Here is a 24,726-nt window from a genome sequence, read left to right as displayed (position 1 = left end):
TAAGCGCATACTGACGTCAAACATCGGCTTCCTGATCGTGGGCCTGGCCATCCGCCTCGGACAGGATGACCCCTTCTTTCATACCCAGAAGGACCGCTACCTTGTGGGCCTCTCCACGCCGTCCCTTTTTGCGCCCGGCGAGCACTTGATAGGTGGTTGCCGGATCCACGCCATGTTCGCGCGCGAACGCTTGAACAGACTTTCCTTGATGTTCCAGCCAGGCCTTGGCTTGTGCGGCAGTACGGATTCCGGGCATAGTTCAAAACCGTTCAAGTTTGTTTAACTAAGAGATGAGTGGATCACCTCTTGGGGTGTGCCAAATAGGATCATACATCCAAATGAGTGGAATCGGTTCGCGTTTGAGGCAAGAAAGAGAGCGACTCGGCCTGTCGCAAAAAGTGTTTGGCGAGATAGGCGGCGTTGAAGCCAATGCGCAAGGTAAATATGAAAGTGGGGGGCGTACGCCCAAAGCCGATTATTTGTCTCGTGTCGCCGAAAAAGGGGTGGACGTGCTGTATGTGTTGACCGGCACGGCCACGCCGATCCAACTCGAAACCCTCAGTCAGATCGAAGAGGAAGTGCTGGGGGACTACCGTGTGATGATCAAGGAAGATCAGGACGCGATCCGTCGCTTGGCGTCGACCTTGGCCAAACATTCCATTGCACTGAATGGAAAAGCCAAGCCGGTGGCCCAGGAGTCCTGACACTTCGTCCGGGAAATTGAACCGTCCGCTTCCCGGCGGATGGCGGCTGCCTGGCCAAACTCTATATATATGACACTTGCACCTAGGTCTGAGCCTCGGTTTTTTGCTAAGGTGTTCAGCAACCTATAAGACCATTTCGCGAGGTGTCTGCTTGATTAGGGTGCTAGTAGTCGATGACCATGATCTCGTTCGTACAGGCATTACACGAATGCTGGCTGACATCGATGGCCTGCAAGTAGTCGGCCAGGCCGAGTCGGGCGAGGAATCCCTGATCAAGGCCCGGGAGTTGAAACCCGATGTGGTGTTAATGGACGTCAAGATGCCTGGGATTGGCGGTCTTGGCGCCACGACCAAATTGCTGCGCAGTCATCCGGACATCAAGGTCGTGGTAGTGACGGTGTGCGAAGAAGACCCGTTCCCGACTCGGCTTTTACAGGCAGGTGCCGCGGGTTACCTGACCAAGGGCGCAGGCTTGGCCGAAATGGTGCAAGCCATTCGCCTGGTGTTTGCCGGCCAGCGCTATATCAGCCCGCAGATCGCGCAGCAGCTGGCGATCAAGTCCTTCCAGCCCACCAGCGACTCGCCGTTCGATGCGCTGTCGGAACGGGAAATCCAGATTGCCCTGATGATCGTCGGTTGCCAAAAGGTCCAATCCATCTCCGACAAGCTGTGCCTGTCGCCCAAGACCGTCAACACCTACCGCTATCGCATTTTCGAGAAGCTCGCCATCAGCAGTGATGTGGAATTGACCCTGCTCGCGGTGCGCCACGGCATGGTGGACGCCAGCGCCTGACATGACCACACCGTTTGATCCAAGTGCCTTTCTCTCAACCTGCAGTGGCCGCCCTGGCGTGTACCGCATGTTCGACAGTGAGGCGCGCCTGCTTTATGTCGGCAAAGCCAAGAACCTGAAGAACCGCCTGGCGAGCTATTTCCGCAAGTCGGGACTCGCGCCGAAAACCGCCGCTCTGGTGGCGCGTATCGCCCAGGTCGAAACCACCATCACCGCCAACGAAACCGAAGCGCTGCTGCTTGAGCAGACGCTGATCAAGGAGTGGCGGCCGCCCTATAACATCCTGCTGCGTGACGATAAATCCTACCCCTACGTGTTTTTATCCGACGGCGACTTCCCGCGGTTGAGCATTCACCGTGGCGCGAAGAAGGCCAAGGGCAAATACTTCGGGCCCTATCCCAGCGCCGGCGCTATCCGTGAAAGCTTGAGCCTGCTGCAAAAAACCTTTTTTGTGCGCCAATGCGAAGACAGCTTCTACAAGAACCGCACGCGGCCGTGCCTGCAATACCAGATCAAACGCTGCAAAGCGCCTTGCGTGGGTCTGGTGGATTCGGTGGAGTATGCAGAGGATGTACGCCATTCGGTGATGTTCCTCGAAGGACGCAGCAATGCGCTCACCGACGAGCTCTCCTCTGCCATGGAACAAGCCGCCGGTACCCTGGATTTCGAGCGCGCCGCGGAGCTACGCGACCAGATTTCCCTGCTGCGTCGGGTTCAGGATCAGCAGAGCATGGAAGGCGGCACGGGGGATGTCGATGTGATCGCCGCCTTCGTCAACCCCGGTGGTGCCTGCGTGCACTTGATCAGCGTACGGGGCGGGCGGGTGCTGGGCAGCAAGAATTTCTTCCCGCAGACCGGTATCGACGAGGATGTGGCCGAAGTCATGGCCGCGTTCCTCGGCCAGTACTACGTGAGCAGTCCCGAGCGCGACCTGCCGTCGGAGCTGATCGTCAACGTGGTGCATGAAGACTTTCCCACCTTGATCGAGGCTATCCACGAACTGCGTGGCCGCGAGCTGGACATCAGCCATCGCGTACGCGGCACCCGCGCCCGTTGGCAGCAACTGGCCGTCACCAACGCCGAACAGGCCTTGAGCGCACGTCTGGCGAATCGACAGCACGTCGCGGCGCGCTTCGATGCCCTGGCCGAGGTGCTTAAGCTGGATGAGCCGCCCCAGCGCCTGGAGTGCTACGACATCAGTCACTCCAGCGGCGAAGCCACGGTTGCTTCCTGCGTGGTGTTCGGGCCGGAAGGACCGATCAAATCCGACTACCGGCGCTACAATATCGAAGGCGTCACCGCCGGCGATGACTACGCCGCCATGCACCAGGCCCTCACGCGACGCTTCAGCAAGTTGAAGGACGGCGAGGGCAAGCTGCCCGATATCCTGCTGGTGGACGGCGGCAAGGGCCAGTTGTCCATGGCCCGTGATGTGCTCAATGAGCTGGCCGTGCCCGACCTGATCCTGCTCGGTGTGGCCAAGGGCGCTACGCGCAAGGCCGGTTTCGAGACGTTGTACTTGAATGACGCCGCCCATGAGTTCACGTTGAAGGGCGACTCACCCGCACTGCATTTGATCCAACAGATTCGCGACGAAGCCCACCGTTTCGCGATTACCGGCCACCGTGCCCGCCGTGGCAAAACCCGGCGAACCTCCACCCTGGAAGGGGTGGCGGGGGTCGGGCCAACACGACGTCGCGACTTGCTCAAACATTTTGGTGGCTTGCAGGAGCTGTCCCGTGCCAGCATTGACGAGATAGCCAAAGCACCCGGTATCAGTAAAAAGCTCGCTGAATTGATTTATGCGAATCTGCACAGCGAATAGAATGCCTTTCCACCTCGTAGCCAGTTGTGCCGATGAATATCCCTAATCTGATCACCGTTCTACGCGTCCTGCTCATCCCGATTTTTATTTTGCTGTTCTATTTGCCTTACGAATGGAGCTACCTGGCCTCAAGTTCGGTGTTTGCCTTCGCGGCCGCCACCGACTGGCTCGACGGCTACCTGGCGCGACGCCTGGAACAGAGCACGCCCTTCGGCGCGTTCCTCGACCCCGTGGCCGACAAACTCATGGTGGCCGTGGCCCTGGTCCTGCTGGTGCAGGCACACGGCAACCTGTGGCTGACCCTGCCGGCTGCGGTGATCATCGGCCGCGAAATCGTCGTCTCGGCCCTGCGCGAATGGATGGCCGAAATCGGCGCCCGTGCCCATGTTGCCGTCTCCAACATGGGCAAATGGAAAACCGCCGCACAAATGCTCGCGCTGGTCATCCTGTTGGCCAACCCGCCGGCCTTCACTTTCTGGGTAGTGCTGGGCTACGCTTTGCTGCTCGTCGCCGCCGGCCTGACCCTTTGGTCCATGCTCCAGTACCTGCGCGCCGCCTGGCCCCATCTGCGCACCACCGTCGAAAAGAAATAAAACTTTTTTGAATCAAGGGGTTGACGGGTGCTCAGGATTCTATAGAATGCGCATCACCAAGCGGGAATAGCTCAGTTGGTAGAGCACGACCTTGCCAAGGTCGGGGTCGCGAGTTCGAGTCTCGTTTCCCGCTCCAAGATTCAGAAAAAAGCCACTCAGATGAGTGGCTTTTTTCTGTGCCTGAGAAATGCCTGCACTTGTGTCGACAGGCTGCTTTCGGCCCAGAGTGTGTAAAAACGCTAGATCCCATTTCGATCTTCAAGACTGAGCGGCAGTCCGGCTTCGTAGCCTGCTCAAGGCACGATGTTCCATTCCAGGTAGTGGTTGATGCTTGAGTGCAACGGCCAGTGCCTCTTCGGGTCTGCTTCTTTCTTGCCTTGTCGCCTGGCGTCTCGCGCTTGCATTGCTCAGCTCAGAACGTCTGCCCCAAGGAAAACTGAAACACCTGCGTATTGGCGTTATTGTCTTTGATGAAGGGCATTGGGAACAGGTTTCTCGTCCGGGGAAATGGACACTTGGGTCGATGTGATATCCATATGGATATCGCCCCGATCCAGGTAGTAGGAACGCAGGCGTTCCAGGTCACCGGAGAGCTTCTCACGGGCGTACTTGTCATCGTTCTTGAAGAACGACAGCCAGTTGCTGGTCTTGAGGGTCAATTGATCGGCCAATTCTTGCGTAGTGAAGACGGTATTACCCACCACTTCAAGGAAGTGGCCGATGACCTGGCGGAGCGCAGCACGCTGGATCGCCGTATCGAGGCCCAACAGGCGTTGACCGACGCCAGCCGCAAGAGCTTCGAACTCTCCGACGCTTTATACCGTGGCGGTTCCCAGAGCTATTTCGAAGCCCTCGACGCCCAGCGCTCCCTGTACAGCGCGCAACAGGACCTGATCACCCTGCGCCTGAGCGAGCAGAGCAACCGGGTGACGTTGTACAAGGTAATGGCCGGCGGGTGGAATTAAGGAGTCCCTCTGTGGGAGCGCGCTTGCTCGCGATAGCGTCAGCACATTCAACATCCCTGCCAGCTGATCTACCGCCATCGCGAGCAGGCTCGCTCCCAAAGGGGATATTGTGAACCCATAGGAATTGGAAACTGGCTCAAGCCGCCGTCGATTTCTCCCGGCTGTCACTCGCGGTGTCACGGAACAGCCGAGGCGACATGCCGAACGTCGATTTGAAATGCCGGCTGAAGTGGGAACTGCTGCCATAGCCCCAGGCGTAGGCGATCTCGGTGAGCGAGCGGTGGGCATGTTCCCGGTTGCGCAGGTCTTCGGCACAACGTGACAGGCGCCGCTGCCAGATGTATTCGCTGACGCTGCACCCCAGTTCATCCTGGAAGGCGCGGTGCAGGCTGCGCACCGAGCACTGTTCGGCGTTGGCGATGCGTTCGATGGTCAGGTCGCGGTCGGCCAGGTGGCGCTCGATATATGCCTTGAGGCGGTTCTGCTTGAAGAAGCGGAAGTCGTGTTCGAGTTGCTTTTCTTCCTGTTTGTTCTTCAGCGCGTTATCCAGCAGCCCGGTGATGCTGTCACCGATCAGCCCGGCCGAATGGTTGTTCAGCAAGGGGTATTGGTTGTAGGCATCGCTGATCAGGTGCATGAGCATTCGCCCCAGTCCATTGCGACCGTTAAGGTGCATGTCGGCGGTTTGCGCGAGCTGCACGGATGCCCCCTGGAACAGCAGGATGAAGTGTTCGCAACCTTGCATGCTGGTCACGTTGAAAGGTTTGCCGCAGTCGACCAAGAGCATTTCGTCAGGGGCCAGCACGCTGCTTTGCTGGCCCTGCTCGAAGTGACTGACACCAGCCACCTGCATGATCAACATACGCGGCGTGTCGAGGGCATCGATCGCTTTGCTCAGGTGGCGCGAATATCGATGGGCGCTGGCGGTCATTCGACAGAAACGCAACTGGCCCAGGTCCCCGTACTCCAGCCGACCCTGGAAGTTGCTGTCATGCAACGGGTCGATGAACGTCGATTCCAGCCGTTTTATATAGTCTGGCGTACGCCCCAGGTGATCGCTCATGAACTCTTTCCATTTCATCAGGCGGTCGGAGCGAACAACCTGATCGGTGGAAACGCAGGCTAAATGGTTCATTTTTCGCCTCTGTTTTTATTGTTTTCTGACGGATCGGGCAAAGGGGTCGATTTGCCCGATCCGGGTGTGATCAAGGGTGCCAAAGACTCAGAACGGGTAGTGATGGCCTCCGGGCTGCCAGGTCACCCAATGGGCACGGGTAAACTCATCCAGGGCATAGTGACCGTTGAAGCGACCGAGGCCGGAATTCTTTTCACCACCGAACGGGGCATTGGGTTGGTCATCGACGGTGATGTCGTTGATATGGGTCATGCCCGCCACAATGCCACGGGCGAAGTTCAAACCACGGGCCATGTCCCGGGTGAACACGGCGCTGGACAGGCCATACTCGCTGGCGTTCGCCAACGCCAATGCATGGGTTTCGTTTTCTGCGACCAGCAGCGGCAGCAGGGGGCCGAACGTTTCATCGCGGGCCAGTTCCTGATCGGCTGCTACTTCGCCGAACACATGGGCAGGCAGCACCAGCCCGGATGCCGGGCCGCCGCAAAGCTGCTTGAGGCCGGCACTCCGGGCACCGTCGAGCTTACGCAGCAGGCCATCGAGCTGGCTCTGATTGACCACTGGCCCGATCACCGTGTCGGCCTTGGTCGGATCACCCGTCTTGAGGTTGCGCACGCGCTCCACCACCAGCGACGCGAAATCGGCATACAGCGAGCGGTCGACGATCACCCGGTTGACGCTCATGCAGATCTGGCCCTGGTGCAGGAAACGCCCGACCACCGCAGCGTGCGCCGCAACTTCAATGTCGGCGTCATCCAGCACCACCAGCGGCGCGTTGCCGCCCAGTTCCAGGGCCACGCGCTTGATGTGTTTGCCACCGGTGGCAATACGGCCGACATTGCGTCCCACATCCGTCGAACCGGTGAAGGAAATCAGGCTCGGCACCGGGTGCTCGACAAAGGCATCGCCGATTTCCGAGCCGGCGCCGACCACGACGTTGATCGAGCCATCGGGGAAGCCGGCTTCTTCGAACAGGTGGGCAATGAGCAGGCCGCCGGTCACCGCTGTGTCGCTGGCAGGCTTGAGCACGATCGTGTTGCCCAGGGCGAGTGCCGGCACCACCGAGCGCATGCTCAGGTACAGCGGGAAATTCCATGGGCTGATCACGCCCACCACACCCAAGGGCTCGCGGAAGACAAAGCTCTGTTCGCCGGGCTTGTAGCTGGTCAGGATTCGACCTTCAACCTGCATCGGCATCGTCGTGCATTCACGCACCAGGTTCAGCGTGAATTGCCATTCCATGCTCGCCTTGATCCGGGTGCTGCCGGACTCGTCGATTAGCCAGTCGATGATCTCTTCACGGCGGTTCTGGATGACTTGGGCGAGCTTTTCAAGTTGAGCGCTGCGCTGGGTGGGGTGCAGTTGTGCCCATGCGGCCTGCGCCTGCTGCGCCGCTTGGTAGGCGTCGTCGAGATCGGCAATCGAGGCCAGGGGCATCTCCAGCAATTGTTCGCCATTGAAGGGATTGCGGTCGTCCAGGCGGCGTGCGGAGCGCCCTGCACGCCAAGTGCCGTTGATGTATTGGTCGCCGTTGATGGCGTAGGGCACGAGCGGTTGAGTCGTCATGGTCTTTTACCTTTGGAGGCAGGTGGTCGCCTCGTTTAGAAATCAAGGGTGCAAACGCCGATGGGGAAAACTGCTCAGCTCCTGATCCACGCGCGGCCCCACGAATTGAGTGTGTACTCCTCCTGTGCCCAGACGCCGGGCTGGCGGCTGGCGTCGGTGACTTCCAGCTCAGCCGAGAACTCCAGGCGGTTGCGATCGGCATCGACCACCATGAAGAACAGGTTGTTGCCCGGCCCATGTCGGCCGGGCCCGAAGAAAATGGTGATGCGCTCCTTGGCGAAGCGATCCCCCCAGTCACGGATGTCATTCCATTCGTTGGTTTCGTAACAGTGGTGGTCCCACTCGTTTTTCGAACCGCGGAAAAACGCCAAGGTGTGGTGCTCGTCGTCCGAGCGCAGGAAACACGTCATCAGTTGGCCGGTCTGCTCATCCACGACGTTGTCCGAAACAGTGAAGCCCACCGTGTTGACGTAGAAATCGATCATGGCTTCCAGCTCCGTGGTCTGGAAAACCACGTGCTGCAAGCGGCCGGGCATGCCTTGGCCTGAGGCTTGGAGAGCGGGGTGAGCGACGCCAAATATCGTTTGCCGACCCTGGGGATCACGAATCAGGAACGCCCCCGTTTCGAGCAGCGGCGAGTCGACCTCTTCGATGACGCAGCCGTTGCCGAGCAGGCGAACCCGCAGTGCTTGCAGTCGAGGCTGACTGCCCAGGTCGAACGCTGCCGCGAGCAGGCCGCTGTGGTCGGCGGGAGACACGAGCATGGCGCGTTGCGGGCCGCTGAGCATCCAGCTGCCATCGGCTTGCGCCTGGCTGTCCATGTCCAGCATCCGCTGATAGAAATCGATTTGCCGTTGCGCGTCCTTGCTCGCCAGGTGCAGGTAGCACAGGCGTGCAGGTGTGGAAGTCTGGAGTGTTTGCATAACCACCTCTGTGCTTGAAGGTTTTAGTGAAAGACGGGCGCGCTGCTCGGTTCGATTTCGCTGTTGTGGGCCATGGCGATGCCGAACAGCGACTGCAGCGATTCTGCGGCCTGGGTCTCGGTCGCCTTGTCGAAAATCGCCGCGATGTAGCGATCCGGGCGCAGCAGCAGAAACGGGTGGGAATCGCCCAGCAGGGTTTTGAGCTGGCCTTCACGGTCTTGAAGCACCGTGCAGCCCGGGATCGACGGTATGGCATGGACGGACGCGGGCAGGATCAGGATGCGTCTGGCTTCAAGGTGGCTCCAGAGGCCATGCTTGAGTTCATCGATACGCTGGCGGGTCGGGTCGCCGTATTGAATCAAGGCGAAGCCGGCGCCGATGGCGTCATCGAGCAGGCGTTCCTGGCCGTGCGCATCGGTGAGCTTCGGTTGCGGGAACATCTGTCCGCAGGACAAGGTGCCTGCTTGCCCCTCGGTCAGCACCAGGCCCCGAGTGAAGCGGGGTTTGGGCTTGAAGCGCATTTGCAGGAAATAATCGCGCAACGGCGGCAACAGGCCGATCAAGGCGAATGCCCCACTGATCAGGCGAGCGCGCAGGACGGTGGCCGGTGCCATGACCACGCCGAGGTTCAAGGCCAACTTGATCAATGCCCACGCATGATCACGACGCTCGCTTTCGTAGGACAGCAGTGCGCTTTCCGCCATTTTTCCCTTCAGTACGCCGACCAGCTTCCAGCCCAGGTTGTGGGCATCGCGAACGCCGCTGTTCATGCCTTGCCCGGCATAGGGCGGGGTCAGGTGTGCGGCGTCGCCGGCGAGAAACACTCGCTGCACCTGCCACCGCTCGGCGACCCGGGCGTGGAAGGTGTAGACCGTCTTGCGGACGATGGAAACCGGCGTGTCTCCCTTGAACGGGCGCAGCAATGCTTGCAGGCAGGTTTCGTCGAGCACCTGTTCGTCCGTTTCATCGGGCTTGAGCAGGAACTCGAATCGGCGCGTACGGTGAGGGCCGGGCACTTCCACCACCGGGCGCCTGGCGTCGCAATACACGCGGGTCTGCCAGAAGGGGTCGTCGTCCTGGTCGGTATCGACCACCAGCCAGCGCGAGGAGAAGCTCGAGCCGATCATCTCGATCCCGAGTTGCTTGCGCACCGGGCTACGGCCGCCGTCGCAGGCCACCAGGTAAGCCGCGTGGACTTCCATCAGTTGTCCTTCGGCGTCACGCACCAGCGCGCACACGCCGTGTGGGTCCTGGATGAATTCCACCAACTCGTGGCTGAACCGAGCCGTCAGGCTGGCAAAACGTTCGAGGCCTAGCCTGAGGGTGTTTTCAAACAGCGGTTGGCGAAAGGCGTTGCGCTTGGGGAAGCCATACTGCTTGCCGGTCGGCTCGACCTTGCCGAAGCAGCGACCGCCGGGCCGGGTGAAGTAATGCACGCCGTAGCCGGGCACGACATCACGCAGCACGGCGGCATCGAGCCCGATGGCCTGCATGGTGCGCAAGGATTCGTCATCGATTGAAACCGCCCGTGGCTCGGTCACGGTGCCCGGCTTGCGATCGATGATCAGGGTGTCCACATCGGCTTGGCCGAGCAGGTTGGCCAGGGTCAGCCCGGTGGGACCGGCGCCGATGATCAGGACCTGGGTGTTGATGCGTTTGAGGGTTGTCATTGTTATTCCCTTCCGGATGGCTCAGCCCAGTGATTTGGGGCGGTTGGCGAGCGCAGCCATGCGTTGCGACAGATCCTGGGCCAGGGCAAGGATCTGCTGTCCTTGTGCTGCTTCCTGGGCACCGTCGCGCTCTCGCACCGGGCGCACGCAACTGATGCTGCCAACGACCTTGCCATCGCCGTCGAAGATCGGCGCGGCCAGGCCATAGACGCCCTCGTCGACTTCACCTGCGCTGGCCACATAGCCTTGGCGACGCAGTTGCTGCAGCGAACGACGGAACTGTTCCCAGGTCTGGCCCAGTTGACTGGCCCGTGCCTCTTCGGGGTGGTCGAGAAACAGCTGGCTGTGTTGACGCGGGGTCATGTTGGCGAGGATCGCCTTGGACGTCGCACCCAGGAACAACGGCCTGGGCGAACCACGGGAGTAGCTGACCTCGCTGAACAAGTCCCCGTGCTGGTGAATGCATACGACCTGGTCCTTGAACAACCGGCAGATCAGCCAGACCTGTTGTTCGCTCCACTGTGGGAAGTTGGGCTCAAGCGCTTGTGCGGCGCGCACGAGGGGGTCGCTCAGGCGCAACTGGCGGTCCCAGGTAATGATCCGTGCGCCCAGGGCGTAACGCCCGGCTTCGACCTGGAACAACAGGTTGGCCTCGGCCAATTCGCGCACGTAGCGGTAGATCGTCGAACGGGTAAAACCCAAGGCGCCGCCCATGTCGTCCACCGCCCAGATCGGGCTCTGTTCGGTGAACAGGTCGAGTACCCGCAGCATGCGCTCCAGGCTCGAGCCTTTGTTGTCGCCATCCTGCTCGGGCAGGTGTTCAGGGGTGTGCAGGTTTTCCATGCTTATTGCTCGTCCACGATGCTGTTGCGCAGGGTGCCGATTCGAGCGATTTCGACCTCGACCTGATCGCCCGGCTTCATCCATACCGGCGGCTCGCGGAACGCACCGACGCCGCCGGTGGTGCCGGTGACAATCACGTCACCCGGGGCCAGTTCAGTGAAGGTGGAGCAATACTCGATCAGTTGGCGCACATCGAAAATCATGTCGCTGGTGCGGGTGTGCTGCATCACCTCGCCATTGAGGCGGGTGGTCAATTCCAGGTCCTGTGGATCGCCGATCTCGTCGCCGGTCACCAACCAGGGGCCGAAACCGCCGGTGTTCGGGAAGTTCTTGCCGGGGACGAACTGAATGGTGTGCTTCTGCCAGTCGCGGACACTTCCGTCGTTGTAGCAGGCATAACCGGCGACGTAGTCCAGCGCGTCGGCGTGTTTGACGTGGCGGGCCGCTTTACCGATCACCACCGCCAGTTCGCCCTCGAAATCAAGCTTGTGGGACGCGGTCGGGCGAACGATGGGTTGCAGGTGGGCGGTCTGGCTGTCGGCGAAGCGGGTAAAGATCATCGGATAGGTCGGCATTTCCCGACCGGTTTCGCGCACGTGAGTGGCGTAGTTGATGCCAATGCACAGGACCTTGCCCGGGTTCGGGATCACCGGCAGGAACGTCACTTCACCCAGGGGGATACGCGGCAGGCTTGCCAGGCGCGCAGCGCTCAGTTCGTTCAGACGGTTCTGGCCGATAGCCTGTTTGAGATCGCTGCCAAGGGTTGGCTTGAGCGATTCCAGGTCGATGATTTGATCACCTTCGACCACGCCGTAGCTGCTACGGCCCTGGACAATAAAGCTTGTGAGTTTCATGGAGGCTCCTAGGAAGAGGGAGGGTGCAATGAGGGTTAATCTAGTCTTGCTATAAAATCCTGTAAAGTAGGATTTATACAAAAATCCTAAAATATGGAATTTACGTATTTTTTTGGCGCGACTGTCCCTTTGGCGGACTTGGGAGCAAAGGGAGGGGAGGCAGGCAGCCACCGCAGATGGCAGGGGCCGCGAGAGGTGCGCAAAAGGCTCTAAACCTGTGGGAGCGAGCTTGCTCGCGATGAGGTCAGCCAGTTAAATACTCATGTAACTGAGCCGCCGCCATCGCGAGCAAGCTCGCTCCCACAGGGATTGTGCTTAATTGACGGGCATCAGGGCCCGATGCCAATCAATCGCTCGGTGCCCAGCAGCCATGCAGCGACATGCGCATCCGGAAGGGGATTCTGATCCGGGCAATGGGACCGCTGGCCATGTCACGGGTGTCCAGCACGACCAGTTCATTGCGCCCTTCGGCAATTAGGTTGAGCAGGGCAACCACGTAGCCATCGGCTTCCTCTGCATCCGCCGAACGCGGAATGAAGATCGGTTCCTGGAAGCATCCGCTGTCCCCGGGAAACCAGGCGTCGGTGAGGCCTGTCTGCAGGTCCAGGTGCGCCAGCAGGTTGAAAAACTGGAAGGGTATCGGCCCATTCGCCGGGTTGTAAGGACGCTCAGGATCAAAGGCGAGCAGGAAACCATGCTGGTACTTTCGACCGATGTAGCGATCATCGCACCGTGGAAACTCGCAGGGATATTTCGTCAGTGGCTGCGGTTGGACGTCCTCCTGCGCGCCATTCAGGTCGAAGGTCCAGCGCATCAGGCTGGCGGCCAGGGTTTCAGGCGGTGGGACGTAGCCGTCGGCCTGGGGAAAAAAGTAGAAGATGTTGCCGCCGGTGACCGGCATGTCGACATACACCTTGCCGTCCTCGTCGAACGCATTGAGCGTGTGCCCCTGGAAGCCGTCCTTGGGCCCCTTGAACCAACGCACGTCTTGCGCGCTACCGTAGCGCGGCACGATGGCGAACAGTTGAGGCAGATCGGGTTGCCACTGGAAATGCGGACCGCCGTTTTTCATGCGCTCGACGTCTACCGTCAATGGAATCAACGGGAACACCACGTACCGTTCGGTCACCGCGAAATCGTGCACCATCGCCGCATAAGGCGCCTGGAACCAGATCTCGTGCAGCAGCTTTCCGTCCGGAGAGAGTTCGAAGTAGGCCAGGTCTGGCGTGCCGTCGCCTTTGGCTTCATAACTGCAGGCCAGCAGGTTGCCTGTCACCGGATCGAGCTTGGGGTGGGCGGTGAACGTCGCGGCTTTGATCTGCCCATCAAAGGTCCATTCGCCGAGGGTCTCCAGGGTTTCGAGATCCAGCGCCCAAGGCAGGGCATCTTCCTTGAGCGCCAACAGGACGCCGTTGTGAGGGATAACGGTGGTGTTGGCGGTGGTGTTGTTTTTCGCCGCGAGGGGGTCATTAGTGTAGACGTTTCGATAGACTCCGTTGAGCGAACGCCCTTCACGGCGCTGGGCCAGCAGGCGATCGGTCTTCACGTAGCGGCGTCGCATCGAGACTTTGCCATTGGCAAAGTTGAAGCGGCTGACCACGCCGTCGCCGTTGAAAAAAATGTCGTTACCCAGCATGGGGGGGTACTGCGGGTCTGGCGCCACCTGATAAAAATTCCCACAGATCGAAGCGGGCAGGGTGCCTTCGATCTCAAGATCGAACACCTCTGCTTCCACGCGGCTGGGCGTGTAGAGAACACCGGAAAATTCAGGGGTTTGAGGGAATAGAATACTCATCAGGCAATCTCGTCAATGTGCGGGTTCGTTCATGTTCAGACCGATTGCGGGGACATCGCCGGCCCGGAAGGCTTCACGCCGCGGCGAAAGCGTGCAACTACCAGACACGAGATCACCAAGGCTAGCAGATAGGCTGAGGCGGCCAGCCACCCCACCGCCCGGAAGTGTCCCTCGCCGACGACCAGCGCGGCCCCGAATGGCCCCAGCCCCTGGCCGACGAAAATGGCGGCGTTACCCAGGCCCGCCAATCGACCGGAAGGGTCCAATTCCGCCGCCATGGAAAGCAGGTAGGGCAGGCTGAAAAACCAGACCATATGAATCAAGCAGGCCGTAGTGATAAAGGCAACGGGGCTGGTGCCATAGACCATGATCAAGGTCGCCAGCAATGCCGTGCCGAAGCTCAACAGTTGCGGAAACAGCAGGCCCAGGCGTCGTCCGATCAGCCCGGCTAGCCCGGCGCCAAGGGCACCGGCAAGGATGCTGCCGCCGAGGATGCCGCCAATCTGCTGGGGCTCCAGGCCGATGCTCTTGCCGATGCGTTCCTGGTAGACCCACAGGGCCGAGTGACCGAAGAACAGCAGGGCAAACAGCAGGATCAACAGCATGGCGGTCAGACCGAATGGCTGGATCGAGCCATTGGCCGCGCGATGGGCGTCCGGGTAGCGCTTGGGCACTCTCCAGCAACCCAGCGCCGCGAGCACGCTGGTGATCGCCAACAGGGAAAACGCCCCATTCACGCCAAATGTTTGAAGGACCAGCGGCATGGAGGTCACCAGCAGCATGCCCCACAACAGGTTGCCGATGTTGATGACGGCGAAGGTCGCATCCTTGGACGTGCGCAGCGCTGCGGTGGCATAGACCACCGCCATGACCGCGCCGCCGCTGGCGCCGCAGATCATCCTGGAAATGACCAGTCCGGCCTGGCTGTGCAGTTGTGTGCTGACCAGGTTACCCAATGCCAGGATCAACAAGGCCACCAGGGCGAAGCGGCGCCGGTCGACGCTCGCCATGAACAGGGCGCAGACCCCGCAAGCGATGGCCATCGCCATGAGTTCCGCGGCGAAGATAGCGCCGATTGCATTGAGTGGCAGGCCGAGCTGGTCGATCAAGGCACCGCCCAGGATCGGCTGGATCTGTAGCGTCCCCAGGGAAATGACCATCATCAGGCAGATGGCGCCCAGTGATTTTTTGCTGTCGATGGAGTCGAGTGCGTTCATGAAGCATCACCTCAGGTAAAGAGCCCGCTCATGCGTGAGCCGGCCTACACGTCAATCAGAACTTGTGAACGTAGCGAACCTGCATCTGGTAATCCGCTCGGGAGCGATTCTCGACGCCGGTTTCTTTATAGGTATTGAGCCAGAAGGCTTTGTCTTCGGTAATTTTCCAGAACAGGCCCGGGCCAAAGCCCAGCACCTTTTCCCGGGAGTCGGTCAGGGTGTTGCCGTTGACCTTGTCATCCGAAATCTGCCGGAAGTAGTAGCCGTTGATGCCGACCGAGACCTTCGGGAACACTTCGTACGAGGCGGTGAAGTTGGCCCATGCCGATTGTCCTGACTGGGTATCGCGCACCGCTTGCCCTTCAAAGAACTGCTGCGAACTGCTCGCCGGGTCGTCATTCTTGAAGTTGTACAGGTAGTTCAGCCGCCAGCTCACTTCCCAGCGGGGCGCAGGCATCCAGGTCGCGGCCCAGTAGGGGTTCAGGGAGAAGTGGTTGGAGCCAGGGTTCATGTCTTTGTCTTTGTCGTACTTCCCCGTTGGCAGGATGGTGTCGAAGGCCATGCGCTGCACGAAAACCGGCCGGCCGCTGGCGTCGATGATCGGATCGAACTGGACCTGGGGCCCCACTGTGACATCGCCAAGGCCGGTGGCGTTGTCCTTGAGCTTGGCGCCGTTGTCACCGAAGTCACCGTCCAGGGAAACCACGGGCACCAACAGGCTCCAACCCAGGTGTGCGCCTCCCGCGAACGTGTCGGGTGAGTAGTAGCTCAACTGATTGATCATCGTGATGACGTTGATCTTCGGATCATCGAAGGCGGCGTTGTTCTTGCCACCGTTGCTCCTGATGCTGCTGGCGGTGCTGAATTTCAGATAGGTCTGGTGAGTCAGCCCGGGTGGCCCGGCAAACCCGTCGTAGAAGCTGGTGCCGCCCAGGTTGATACCGCTGGGTTGGCTTACGGAAGGTGGAGGAGGGCCATCGGCTGCATGGGCGGCAAATGAAGCGAAGCTGAGTGCCAGGCACGCTGGCAGGGATTTGGTCAGACTCATCGAAGTGGCTCTATTCTTGGAATTGTGAGCGGGGGAATGTCCCCTGGCACTTCGACTTTAAGTCCCGGTGGTGGGCGATGCTTGAGCGCAACGGCCAGAGTTGACTGAGCGTGCCATGATAGGGGCGATGATCCTCAGCGCGCACTATGCTGCGGCCGTCGGCGAGTTGAGTCTCGTTTCCCGCTGCAAGTATTAAAAAATGGATCTCTGAAAAGAGGTCCATTTTTTTTCGTCCAAAGAAAAGTCTTTCTTTGACTTTTGCCGCGCCGTCCCGTGAAAACACTCAGGTCCAGCCCCAATGGGCAGACTTTCCAGTACGTCAATCCGATGCTTGGCAGCTCGCTTTTCTATTGGCATGTCCAACGGTCTCACCAAGACCGCGGCCCGCGCATCAGCCTGCTTGGCTGGACAACGTTATTCCCGTGCGGAGCCATGAAGAACTTTCTACGCCGATCGGTTGCGCCTTCGCACGTGACCCTGCAGCGTCTTCCTTCCTGCGTGGCCGCCAAGCAAAACGGTTTTTGGCAAATAGTCGGGTAGCCCTTCCTCGAGAATCTTTCTCGCACTTTCCGTAGCCCGCGATTGCGGTGCCTGCGCCTGAGAATTCGTTAGTTGCCAGCGAGCCTCACAGCTATCGCCTGGTGCTTTGCAACTGGAAGAAACCTGATGACCCAAGACACGGCTTTGCTCGTGATCGACCTTCAGAAAGAAGACGGCTTCCCTCTGGAGCGGTTCGGTCACGTCATTGAAAACGCAACAGCGCTGGTTGATTGCGCTCGAAAAAACAACATCCCGCTGTTCTACACCCGTCATGTCAACGATGCCCAAGGTCTCGGCTTGGCGCTGGGTGAGCCCGTAGATGCCGAGGGCAAACCGACCAGCTATCGCGCAGGCACATCTGCCATAGAAATCATCGACGCGTTAGCTCCACAAACCTGTGACGTTGTCATTGATAAGCAACGCTACAGTGCCTTCCACGGCACTCGGCTGACTTCGATGCTGAGAGCGCGCGGTATCAAACATCTCGTGGTGATTGGGGGACTGACTGACGTCTGTGTCATGACTAGCCTGTTCGATGCCTATCAGCACGACTTTCACCTGAGCCTCGTGGCCGACGCTTGTACGGCTACGACTTCCGCAGCCCATTACTCGGCCTTGTTTATTCTCTCTAACTGGCTTTACGGACTGGACATGCTCTCTACCGAACAGCTGTTGCGGCGCTGGGCGGGCGAGCCAGCACCTTCACTTCGCACGATGGAGCCAGACCACCTTGCCTTCCAGCCAGAAGAGTTTATGCAAGCTATCGCGCGCCTGGAAAATTGCCTCGTTGCCAAGACAGAGCGGAGAGCATGATGAACGTAGAAAAAAGAAGCATCGATTTCATTCCAGAAACCGAACGTCACGGCGAACCCCGTTCTCTGTTCTTCGTGTGGTTTGGGGCCAACGCCAACATCACCACGGTTGCGGCCGGGGTGCTGCCGGTCAGCCTGGGGCTGAACCTGTTCTGGAGCGCTTTGTCGATCCTGCTCGGCTCCCTGATCGGCGCGGTATTCATGGCTTCGCATTCTGCACAGGGGCCGAGGTTGGGCATCCCGCAGATGATCCAGAGCCGTGCGCAGTTTGGGGTATTTGGAGCCATTGTTCCGCTGCTGTTCGTAATGCTCATTTACTTAGGGTTTTTTGTCAGTAATACGTTGTTGGCCACCCAAGCAGTCGCCGCCTCAAGCCCCCTCAGCAGTGAGGCAAACATTGTGCTGCTTGGTTTGCTCTGCTTTCTGGTAGCCCTGTTTGGCTACAAGCTCATCCACCGCCTGCAAAAAATGCTGTCGTTGGTTTCGGTTGTTTTTTTCGGGATCGCGACTCTGTTCGCCCTTGCGCTGCCAATAGATGCGCAACAATGGACGACGCAGGGCTTCAACTTGGCGAGCTTCCTCGCCTCAGTGAGCATTGCGGTGACCTGGCAATTGTCCTATGCACCTTATGTGGCCGACTACTCTCGCTATTTGCCTACCCATACTTCCGCGCGCCAGGTCTTCTGGTACAGCTATACGGGGACGGTCATTGGTGGAAGTTGGATGATGCTGCTGGGGGCGATATTGACCAAGGGCGTCACAGGTTTTTCAGATAATGTTGGCCTTCATTTGCTTAGCGTTCTAGGGGGTGGGAGTTTGCTGGCCGTGGCATTCGTGCTCTATGGTCAGATCGCTATCAACGTGTTCAACCTCTATGGAGCCTTTATGTCGACGGTTACCGTTATCGAGCCCTTCGCTGCGCTCAAGGTCACTGCGAAGGTGGGTGAACTGGATCGCTATCGGGGTGTTCCTCGCGACCATCGTGCTAGAAATTCCATTCATGAATACTTCCCTTTACGTCGGCCCCATCGCCTCCGCCCTGCAAGGGATCGATTTGGCGTGGATTGTTGGTCTGCTGTTTCCAGCATGCGCTTACTACGGATTAATGAGCCGGCGCGGTCTCGTGGTGATCAAGCCAACAAAAGCATGATCTTTGAGCGGGAGATCGCTCAGATCAAAACACTGATCAGGCTGCGCTGAAGGGAGTGCTTGGATGTGATCTTTGTGACTGAGCAACCGAGATAGTCGTATCTATCCACTCGATAGCTGTCCCATCATGCTGTGTGCCTCCCCAGCTGGCCGTTGCGAAAATTTTGCGGCAGGCCAGACGGGGAAGCTTTTTTAACGGTAGTGGCGGGTCATCGATTCCAGAGCGATAGGCGCTGCCCGGCACAGAAGCATTTCCGCAACGATGAGCAGCTCCATACGTTTCTTTTCCGCAACGAGCGTTTGCTCAAGTTTGAAACGAATAGTCATGCAGTACGACCACCGAGTACCTCAGCCACCCAGTCGGCGATGTACTGGCCGGCATTGATACTGTTGTCGAAGCTCGAATGCTGCACGCCGCCCTCACGTTCGGTGAAGATTTTCAGTTCGCGTTTGGGGCTGTTGACCAACTGTTCGTAAGTGCGGTGGGCCCACTTCAATGGAATCTGCGAATCCTTTTCTCCGTGGGTGACCAGGAAGGGCACCTTGATGCGGTCCAGGATGCCGTCCAGATGAACGTTCTCGGCGATGGTCATGAACTCGTCCGTGTCCTTGGCCCCCCAGACCCAAGCCACATGCGACCAGTAGTGCGGCACCGGGAAGCTGCCTTCCTTTTCCAAGCGGCGTTTCTGCACGTCGCGCCAGTCATGGTTGGCTCCCCACACGACACCGCACGCGAAACGCGGCTCGAAGGCTACCGCGCGCGGGCAGTAGTAGCCCCCAAGCGACACACCTTCCAGACCAATGCGTTTGACGTCGACGTCGTCGCGGGTTTCCAACCAATCCACCACGCGACTGGCCCAATGTTCGCTGTCAAAACGCGCAGTCAGGTTATGTAGCCGGAGCGCTTCGCCTGTCCCGGGCTGGTCGATGATCAGCGACGACACGCCACGTTTGGCCAGCCAGGCGGGCAGGCCGACGCGGTATTTCATTTCTTTGGTGGAATCCAGTCCATTGACCTGCACCAGGATCGGCGCTGGGCCGCTGACGCCTTCGGCACGGACCAGCAGACCGAAAAGGTGTTTGCCTTCGTAAGGGATTTCAACGCGCTCGCAATTTTCCCGTGCCAGTTCGATACTCCGTTGGAAGGTGTGCAGAAAGCGCTGGTACAGCTCCGTGCGGCCCGGTGCACCGTGGGCCTGCAGGCGTTCGCAGCTCAGGTAATAGGTCGCGGCGCGGTTGTATTTTTCACCGGCAGACAACAGTCGACCCTTGCCTTCGTCTTCTTCCGCCAGGCCGCACAGCTTGTCGGCCATGTTCGCCCAGGTTTCACGGAAGGCTTTGCTGCCGGCGGCATCCGGCTGTTTGGCGGCTTCTTGCAGCGGCGCGCACATTTCTTCGATTTCGCCGATGCGGGCGCCCATTTCAATGGCCAGGTCGACGGAAAGATTCCACACGTAGTTGGTCGGGAAGTAGCGAAACATGATTGTTAGTGTCCTTGTGCAAGCAAAGGCAGGCGGCCAAATCAGGAGCGGGGAACGCCAGACCTGACGGTTCGAAGCAGGCTAAGGGGAGGCCCATTGTTTGGCCAATCGCGAGTCAGGATGGGAGGTATTGCGAACGGCGATAGGGCGCATATGCGCCATTGGCTTGAGTCTCGGCGCGCGCATGAATCCTGGCTCGCCGCCGAGCAGCGGGAGCGACTACTGCTCCAGCTCGTTGATGATCTGACTGATTTTCGCCCGCAGCCAACGGTGCATCGGATCCCCCTCCATGGTCCGGTGCCAGAGCATGAACTCACGCATCACCGGGATTTTCACCGGGGGTTGCACGATGCGCAGCGGCAGGTAATTGGCGTATAGCCTGGCCATGCGCTGGAGCATGGTGGCGACGCGTTGGGTGCCGACGATCAACTGCGGCAGGGTGTTAAAGTCGTGGGTCACCACTTCCATGCGGCGCGTAAAACCATACTGGCCCATCAGCCATTCTTCGACGCTCAGTTGCCGGTTGCGCCCAAAAATCACCGAGACATGGCCCATCTCGATGTATTGATCGAGGCTGATGCTATCGCCCACCAACGTGTTGCCATCCCACACCACGCAAACGTGCTCTTCCTCAAACAGTAGTTGCGAGGGGTGACCTTCAATGAGGTAGTGCTCAGGCACGATCATCATGTCGGCCTCACCGCGCATCAGCATCTCGGTGGACGTGTCGCCGGGGCCCAGCAGTTCGAAGGTGATGTGCGGCGCTTCCAGGGAGATTTTCTGGATCACCCGGGCAAACAGGACGCTGATCAGATAGTCCGACGTGATCAGGCGAAAATGGCGCTTGCTGGTGGCGGGGTCGAACACCGGTTTGGCGGTGATCGAGGACTGGATCGTCAGCAGCACCTGGCGCACCGGCGCCGCCAGTTCGCGGGCATAAGGCGTGGGCTGCATTTTGCGTCCGACCTGCGCCAGCAGTTCATCTTCGAAGTAGAGGCGCAGCCTGCCCAGTACACCGCTGGTAGCGGATTGGGTCATGTGCAGGCGTTCGGCGGCGCGGGTGATGTTCTGCTCTTCCAGTAACACATCCAGCGCCACCAGGAGGTTGAGATCCAAGTGGTTAAAACGCATGGCGGTCTCGATTTTTGTATTTATTTTGTAAATACCTTCCGACCTTCCTATCGCGGCGTCAAGTGCCGTGAGTGGGCTAATCAAGCGGCCTGCGTTCGATTTTCAAGCCATTTGCGCTTCGCGACCAGGTATCGCATCTGCCGATAGGTCGCATCCGGACAAGCGATTAGTCAGTGAGTTTTTACCCCTTCACTATCAACCCACAGTCGGTTGGCCGTCACGCTGTATCGACTCCAAGACCCGCCTCGGCAGCGTACCGCCGGGCACTGCTCCCATAGCGGGACGCCAGGCCTGCGCTGAATAATGACAATGGAGTGGTAACTCAATGAACATCATTGGCCTTGACGCCCTTATTTTTGGCGTCGACGACATTCAAGCCTGTACCCATTGCCTGCGTGACTACGGCCTGCTGCCTGTCGATGTCGACAGCGAGGGTGGTCGTTTTGAAGCCCTTGACGGCACCGCCGTGATTATCCGCCGGGCAGACGATGCCAGTTTGCCTGCCGCCATCGGGCCGGCGCCTTCGATTCGTGAAACCATTTATGGCGTGGCCAGCGCGGCTGATCTTGAGGCCATCGCCGATGAACTGGGGCGCGACCGCCCGGTGACCCGCGGCGCCGATGGCTCCGTGCACAGCGTGGACGATATGGGCTTTGCCATGGGTTTCCAGATCAGCGTGCGGCGCGCCTACAGCGCGCCAGCCGATCTGACCAATGCACCGGGCCACGCCCCCCAACGCCCGGTCAACCAACCCGGCATCAATCCTGACATGCAGGCCTTGCCACGGACCCTGTCCCATGTGGTGTATTTCGTGCCGGATGCAGTCAGGGCCGAGGCTTTTTACAAGCGCTTGGGCTTCGTGACCACCGACACTTTTGTCGGTGCCGGGCCGTTCATGCGTCCGGCCGGTTCCGATGACCATCACTGCCTGTTCATGATCCAGACGCCGCCGCACATGAAAGGCTGCGAGCACTTCACCTTTCACATGGGCAGCGGCACGGAAGTGCTGTTGGCCGGGCGCCGCTTCGAGCAGCAAGGCTGGACCAGTTTCTGGGGGCCGGGTCGTCACCTCTTCGGTTCCAACTGGTTCTGGTACTTCAACAGTCCGTTGGGCTGCCACATCGAATACGACGCCGACATGGACAAGCACGATGACGCCTGGCAAGCGCGCCAGGCGCCGTTGTCGGCGGATAACTCACAATTGTTCCTGTTCACGTCCCGGGAAAAATGGTTCCCGAGCGGCCCGCCGCCCAAGCAGGCCTGAATGCGGATTTCGTCTATGAGCCACGACGCGATTGTTCTCTGTCGCCTGGATGAAGTGCTCGAAGGGCAGTCCCGCGGGTTCGATCCCCTGGATACCGGTAAGGACAGCGTGTTTGCCCTGCGCCATGAAGGCGAGGTGTGTGTCTATCGCAACAGCTGCCCGCACCTGGCGGTGCGCCTGGAGTACCGCAAGGATCGTTTCCTCAGCGTCGATGGTCGCCAGATCGTCTGTTACGCCCACGGTGCGCGGTTTCTCCCTGACACGGGCCTGTGCGTCTACGGGCCATGCCTGGGGGAGCGCCTGAGTGCACTGAAATGGCATGCCGAGGCCGATTGGCTGGTGCTCGAAGCGGGCCAGCTGGAGGCGTATGCATCCTGATTAACGTATCGCGGTTGCTGATACATCGTATCCCTACATGCGATTAGTCAAAGGTCTGCTTTGCCGAGAAAGTAAACACAGCGCGGTACTGAATGCGTGCAAACACTGCCAGTGGTGAAGCCTGGGATCGCTCCCGCAGAACGCTGGCGTGAATAACAAGAATAAGAATGAGACGAGCATGAACGCAGACGGATTCTCGACGTCACGGCTGCTCCCATCTGAGGCGCCGGCAAAACTGAAACTCACTCTCCCATGAATGCTTCATGCCTGTGCAGGCTTGGCCCGGTTCGACTGCGGGCGCGGTTTCACCAGAAGAGCTGACATACAACAACAATAAAGAGGGTTACTTCGATGGCTATTGGCAAGTTCGCCGCGTCGCGGCGCGTCCCCTTCACCCTGAGCCTTGCGGCCAGCCTGGGGCTTGGCGCTTCGGCGGCCCAGGCGTTTCAGATTGACACCGGCAATCCTGATCTGAGCCTGCGCTGGGACAACACGCTGAAGTACAGCGCGGCCTGGCGCCTCAAGGAACCCAGCAGCAAACTCAGCGAAGGGTCGACGGCCCTGAACCAGAATGACGGCGATCACAACTTCGGCAAGGGGCTGATCTCCAATCGCCTGGATGTACTTTCCGAACTGGACATCGGCTTTCACAACTTCGGCGCCCGTGTGAGCGGTGCCGCCTGGTATGACACCGTCTATCAGGAACGCAACGACAATCACGACGCGGCTAGTGCCAACCAGCGTTCGGTAGGCTTCGATGAATTCACCAGCGATACCCGTCAATTGCACGGTGGTGACGGCGAACTGCTGGATGCCTTTGTCTACTGGAACGGTGAGCTGGCGGACCGTTCCTTGTCAGTACGTGCGGGGCGCCACGGCCTGATCTGGGGCGAGAGCCTGTTCTTCGGCGGCAACGGCATTGCCGGTGCCATGGCGCCAGTGGATGTGGTCAAGGCGCAATCGGTGCCCAATACCCAATTCAAGGAAATCACTCGACCGGTCAACCAGCTGTCGACCGCCTACCAACTGACTGACGATGTGTCATTGGGCGCCTTCTACCAGTTGGAGTGGGAAGCCACCCGTTTGCCGGGCGCCGGCAGCTATTTCTCCACCAGCGATACCATCGGAGAAGGTAATGAAAGGCTGATCACCGGCGCGCCGTTCCCTGACTTTCTCGGCGGCAACGCCAACAGCCCGGCGGCGTTCTTCCATGGCAAGGACAAAAAGGCCAGGAACTCCGGCCAGGGCGGCCTGCAGCTCAAGTACAACACCGGGACGACAGATTACGGTTTGTATGCGCTGCAGTACCACGAGAAAACCCCAACGCTGTACTTGAAGCCCAATGCCACTGGGCCGAACTTCAGCACCGGGCAAGTCGGCGAGTATTCCTGGGTCTACCCGGAAGATATCCGGGTCCTGGGCGCCAGTTTCGCCACCTCCGTGAACGAGTACAGCTTTGCTGGCGAGGCGTCGATGCGCTGGAACATGCCGTTGGTGTCCAACGCCCAGACTGTCCTGCCGGGTGTCGATGCGGACAACAACGATAACGCCCTTTACGCCGTTGGCCGGACGGCTCACGTCAACCTTAACGTCCTGGCATCGCTGGGCCCTTCCTTCGTCGCCAATGAAGCCAGCCTGACAGCGGAGGTGGCCTGGAACCGCCTGTTGGCCGTGACCAGGAACCGCGCAGCCCTCGACCCCAACGCCACCGATGACGGCCTGGGTTTGAAGCTGGTGTACACGCCGACCTATCGCCAGTTCTTCCCAGGCATTGATATCAGCGTACCGCTGGGCATCAGCTATTTCCCCATGGGCAAGTCGGCGGTAATCAGTGGGTTCGGCCCAGACAGAGGCGGGGATATGAACATCGGCGTCTCCGCCACCTACCTGGACCAAGTGACCGTGGGGCTGACCTACACCCACTTCTATGGTCCCGAGGACACCAGCCTCAACGCCGCTAACCAGTTCAACTACAAGCAGTCGCTGAAAGACCGGGATTACCTGGCTTTCTCCGTCAAGACCACGTTCTAAGAGGATTTG

21 protein-coding genes, 1 tRNA gene and 3 pseudogenes are annotated in these 24,726 nt (G+C 59.5%); 11 read left to right on the top strand and 14 right to left on the bottom strand.

The genetic code is table 11. The features are described 5' to 3' along the window. Positions 1–16 precede the first annotated feature (16 nt). Complete coding sequence (locus tag V6M90_RS03020) at positions 17–256, bottom strand: DNA-binding protein (protein ID WP_003173104.1); 240 nt, start codon at positions 254–256, stop codon at positions 17–19. Positions 257–338: 82 nt separating this feature from the next. Between V6M90_RS03020 and V6M90_RS03015 the strand changes: the two genes are divergently transcribed. From V6M90_RS03015 to V6M90_RS02995, 5 genes are all read left to right on the top strand, one after another. Continuing rightward, complete coding sequence (locus V6M90_RS03015) at positions 339–704, top strand: helix-turn-helix domain-containing protein (protein WP_042944466.1); 366 nt, start codon at positions 339–341, stop codon at positions 702–704. Positions 705–855: 151 nt separating this feature from the next. Then, positions 856–1,497, top strand: coding sequence for a response regulator transcription factor GacA (gacA, locus tag V6M90_RS03010; RefSeq protein WP_017530522.1), 642 nt, complete (start codon positions 856–858; stop codon positions 1,495–1,497). A gap of 1 nt (position 1,498) precedes the next feature. Then, the gene (uvrC, locus tag V6M90_RS03005) at positions 1,499–3,322 is read left to right on the top strand and encodes an excinuclease ABC subunit UvrC (protein ID WP_332846057.1); all 1,824 of its coding nucleotides are present in this window, start codon (positions 1,499–1,501) and stop codon (positions 3,320–3,322) included. A 32-nt stretch (positions 3,323–3,354) separates the two neighbouring features. Next, the gene (gene pgsA / locus V6M90_RS03000; RefSeq protein ID WP_042944469.1) at positions 3,355–3,915 is read left to right on the top strand and encodes a CDP-diacylglycerol--glycerol-3-phosphate 3-phosphatidyltransferase; all 561 of its coding nucleotides are present in this window, start codon (positions 3,355–3,357) and stop codon (positions 3,913–3,915) included. 60 nt (positions 3,916–3,975) lie between these two features. Further along, positions 3,976–4,051 (top strand) — tRNA-Gly (locus tag V6M90_RS02995). 349 nt (positions 4,052–4,400) lie between these two features. Here V6M90_RS02995 and V6M90_RS02990 read toward each other — a convergent pair. After that, positions 4,401–4,625: pseudogene (locus V6M90_RS02990) on the bottom strand (POTRA domain-containing protein); the annotation flags it as partial. Here V6M90_RS02990 and V6M90_RS02985 point away from each other — a divergent pair. Next, positions 4,620–4,880 (top strand): annotated as a pseudogene (locus V6M90_RS02985) (TolC family protein); the annotation flags it as partial. The pseudogenes V6M90_RS02990 and V6M90_RS02985 sit on opposite strands and share 6 nt — an antisense overlap. A gap of 136 nt (positions 4,881–5,016) precedes the next feature. Here V6M90_RS02985 and V6M90_RS02980 read toward each other — a convergent pair. From V6M90_RS02980 to V6M90_RS02940, 9 genes are all read right to left on the bottom strand, one after another. Then, a complete protein-coding gene (locus tag V6M90_RS02980; protein WP_003173113.1) occupies positions 5,017–6,015 on the bottom strand; it encodes a helix-turn-helix domain-containing protein in 999 nt (332 codons plus the stop codon). Positions 6,016–6,102: 87 nt separating this feature from the next. Further along, entirely contained in the window at positions 6,103–7,581 is a 1,479-nt protein-coding gene (locus V6M90_RS02975) for an aldehyde dehydrogenase family protein (RefSeq protein ID WP_042944474.1), read from the bottom strand. 74 nt (positions 7,582–7,655) lie between these two features. Beyond that, complete coding sequence (locus tag V6M90_RS02970) at positions 7,656–8,504, bottom strand: VOC family protein (RefSeq protein ID WP_003173115.1); 849 nt, start codon at positions 8,502–8,504, stop codon at positions 7,656–7,658. A 23-nt stretch (positions 8,505–8,527) separates the two neighbouring features. Then, complete coding sequence (locus tag V6M90_RS02965; RefSeq protein WP_003173116.1) at positions 8,528–10,174, bottom strand: bifunctional 3-(3-hydroxy-phenyl)propionate/3-hydroxycinnamic acid hydroxylase; 1,647 nt, start codon at positions 10,172–10,174, stop codon at positions 8,528–8,530. 21 nt (positions 10,175–10,195) lie between these two features. After that, a complete protein-coding gene (locus tag V6M90_RS02960) occupies positions 10,196–11,017 on the bottom strand; it encodes an IclR family transcriptional regulator (protein WP_003173117.1) in 822 nt (273 codons plus the stop codon). 2 nt (positions 11,018–11,019) lie between these two features. Next, positions 11,020–11,871 carry a fumarylacetoacetate hydrolase family protein gene (locus V6M90_RS02955; RefSeq protein WP_332846056.1) on the bottom strand — a complete coding sequence of 284 codons (852 nt, stop codon included), beginning with the start codon at positions 11,869–11,871 and terminating at the stop codon, positions 11,020–11,022. A 346-nt stretch (positions 11,872–12,217) separates the two neighbouring features. Continuing rightward, positions 12,218–13,666, bottom strand: a complete 1,449-nt coding sequence (locus tag V6M90_RS02950) for a carotenoid oxygenase family protein (RefSeq protein WP_332846055.1) — start codon at positions 13,664–13,666, stop codon at positions 12,218–12,220. 35 nt (positions 13,667–13,701) lie between these two features. Next, on the bottom strand, positions 13,702–14,883 hold the full coding sequence (locus V6M90_RS02945; protein WP_003173121.1) for an MFS transporter: 1,182 nt from the start codon (positions 14,881–14,883) through the stop codon (positions 13,702–13,704). Between the two features lie 55 nt (positions 14,884–14,938). Beyond that, positions 14,939–15,931: a SphA family protein gene (locus V6M90_RS02940; RefSeq protein ID WP_003173123.1), complete on the bottom strand. Its 993-nt coding sequence runs from the start codon at positions 15,929–15,931 to the stop codon at positions 14,939–14,941. Positions 15,932–16,597: 666 nt separating this feature from the next. Between V6M90_RS02940 and V6M90_RS02935 the strand changes: the two genes are divergently transcribed. Both V6M90_RS02935 and V6M90_RS02930 read left to right on the top strand, forming a co-directional pair. Then, positions 16,598–17,284 (top strand): cysteine hydrolase family protein, encoded by a 687-nt coding sequence (locus tag V6M90_RS02935; protein WP_332846054.1) that lies wholly within the window; start codon positions 16,598–16,600, stop codon positions 17,282–17,284. Next, positions 17,284–18,433: pseudogene (locus V6M90_RS02930) on the top strand (purine-cytosine permease family protein). Before V6M90_RS02935 ends, V6M90_RS02930 begins: the two are co-directional and overlap by 1 nt. 191 nt (positions 18,434–18,624) lie before the next feature. Here the strand turns inward: V6M90_RS02930 and V6M90_RS02925 are convergent. From V6M90_RS02925 to V6M90_RS02915, 3 genes are all read right to left on the bottom strand, one after another. After that, positions 18,625–18,759, bottom strand: coding sequence for a hypothetical protein (locus V6M90_RS02925; RefSeq protein WP_003173126.1), 135 nt, complete (start codon positions 18,757–18,759; stop codon positions 18,625–18,627). Continuing rightward, positions 18,756–19,913, bottom strand: a complete 1,158-nt coding sequence (locus tag V6M90_RS02920; RefSeq protein WP_332846053.1) for an alpha/beta hydrolase family protein — start codon at positions 19,911–19,913, stop codon at positions 18,756–18,758. The genes V6M90_RS02925 and V6M90_RS02920 overlap by 4 nt, the downstream gene beginning before the upstream one ends. A 219-nt stretch (positions 19,914–20,132) precedes the next feature. Then, positions 20,133–21,044, bottom strand: coding sequence for a LysR family transcriptional regulator (locus V6M90_RS02915; protein WP_003173128.1), 912 nt, complete (start codon positions 21,042–21,044; stop codon positions 20,133–20,135). 325 nt (positions 21,045–21,369) lie between these two features. On the opposite strand from V6M90_RS02915, the gene V6M90_RS02910 reads away from it, so the two are divergent. The 3 genes from V6M90_RS02910 to V6M90_RS02900 all read left to right on the top strand — a co-directional run bounded on the left by V6M90_RS02910 (position 21,370) and on the right by V6M90_RS02900 (position 24,717). Then, the gene (locus V6M90_RS02910) at positions 21,370–22,308 is read left to right on the top strand and encodes a VOC family protein (protein ID WP_003173129.1); all 939 of its coding nucleotides are present in this window, start codon (positions 21,370–21,372) and stop codon (positions 22,306–22,308) included. Between the two features lie 15 nt (positions 22,309–22,323). After that, positions 22,324–22,686 (top strand): Rieske (2Fe-2S) protein, encoded by a 363-nt coding sequence (locus V6M90_RS02905; RefSeq protein WP_003173130.1) that lies wholly within the window; start codon positions 22,324–22,326, stop codon positions 22,684–22,686. Between the two features lie 351 nt (positions 22,687–23,037). Beyond that, positions 23,038–24,717 (top strand): DUF1302 domain-containing protein, encoded by a 1,680-nt coding sequence (locus V6M90_RS02900; RefSeq protein ID WP_003173131.1) that lies wholly within the window; start codon positions 23,038–23,040, stop codon positions 24,715–24,717. The last annotated feature ends 9 nt before the right edge of the window (positions 24,718–24,726 follow it).

The sequence above is a fragment of the Pseudomonas lactucae genome (assembly GCF_036688725.1).
GTDB lineage: Bacteria > Pseudomonadota > Gammaproteobacteria > Pseudomonadales > Pseudomonadaceae > Aquipseudomonas > Aquipseudomonas lactucae.
Note: the sequence above shows the minus strand (reverse complement) of the source record. Positions and strands in the feature narration are given on the sequence as shown.

Coding starts and splice junctions, on each gene's coding strand:
- V6M90_RS02905 (WP_003173130.1), top strand. CDS start 22,324: ATGAGCCACGACGCGATTGTTCTCTGTCGCCTGGATGAAGTGCTCGAA.
- V6M90_RS02980 (WP_003173113.1), bottom strand. CDS start 6,015: ATGAACCATTTAGCCTGCGTTTCCACCGATCAGGTTGTTCGCTCCGAC.
- V6M90_RS02940 (WP_003173123.1), bottom strand. CDS start 15,931: ATGAGTCTGACCAAATCCCTGCCAGCGTGCCTGGCACTCAGCTTCGCT.
- V6M90_RS02965 (WP_003173116.1), bottom strand. CDS start 10,174: ATGACAACCCTCAAACGCATCAACACCCAGGTCCTGATCATCGGCGCC.
- V6M90_RS02935 (WP_332846054.1), top strand. CDS start 16,598: ATGACCCAAGACACGGCTTTGCTCGTGATCGACCTTCAGAAAGAAGAC.
- V6M90_RS02920 (WP_332846053.1), bottom strand. CDS start 19,913: ATGTTTCGCTACTTCCCGACCAACTACGTGTGGAATCTTTCCGTCGAC.
- V6M90_RS02960 (WP_003173117.1), bottom strand. CDS start 11,017: ATGGAAAACCTGCACACCCCTGAACACCTGCCCGAGCAGGATGGCGAC.
- V6M90_RS02970 (WP_003173115.1), bottom strand. CDS start 8,504: ATGCAAACACTCCAGACTTCCACACCTGCACGCCTGTGCTACCTGCAC.
- V6M90_RS03015 (WP_042944466.1), top strand. CDS start 339: ATGAGTGGAATCGGTTCGCGTTTGAGGCAAGAAAGAGAGCGACTCGGC.
- V6M90_RS02915 (WP_003173128.1), bottom strand. CDS start 21,044: ATGCGTTTTAACCACTTGGATCTCAACCTCCTGGTGGCGCTGGATGTG.
- V6M90_RS02975 (WP_042944474.1), bottom strand. CDS start 7,581: ATGACGACTCAACCGCTCGTGCCCTACGCCATCAACGGCGACCAATAC.
- V6M90_RS02945 (WP_003173121.1), bottom strand. CDS start 14,883: ATGAACGCACTCGACTCCATCGACAGCAAAAAATCACTGGGCGCCATC.
- V6M90_RS02925 (WP_003173126.1), bottom strand. CDS start 18,759: ATGACTATTCGTTTCAAACTTGAGCAAACGCTCGTTGCGGAAAAGAAA.
- V6M90_RS02950 (WP_332846055.1), bottom strand. CDS start 13,666: ATGAGTATTCTATTCCCTCAAACCCCTGAATTTTCCGGTGTTCTCTAC.
- V6M90_RS02900 (WP_003173131.1), top strand. CDS start 23,038: ATGGCTATTGGCAAGTTCGCCGCGTCGCGGCGCGTCCCCTTCACCCTG.
- V6M90_RS03020 (WP_003173104.1), bottom strand. CDS start 256: ATGCCCGGAATCCGTACTGCCGCACAAGCCAAGGCCTGGCTGGAACAT.
- pgsA (WP_042944469.1), top strand. CDS start 3,355: ATGAATATCCCTAATCTGATCACCGTTCTACGCGTCCTGCTCATCCCG.
- V6M90_RS02955 (WP_332846056.1), bottom strand. CDS start 11,871: ATGAAACTCACAAGCTTTATTGTCCAGGGCCGTAGCAGCTACGGCGTG.
- uvrC (WP_332846057.1), top strand. CDS start 1,499: ATGACCACACCGTTTGATCCAAGTGCCTTTCTCTCAACCTGCAGTGGC.
- V6M90_RS02910 (WP_003173129.1), top strand. CDS start 21,370: ATGAACATCATTGGCCTTGACGCCCTTATTTTTGGCGTCGACGACATT.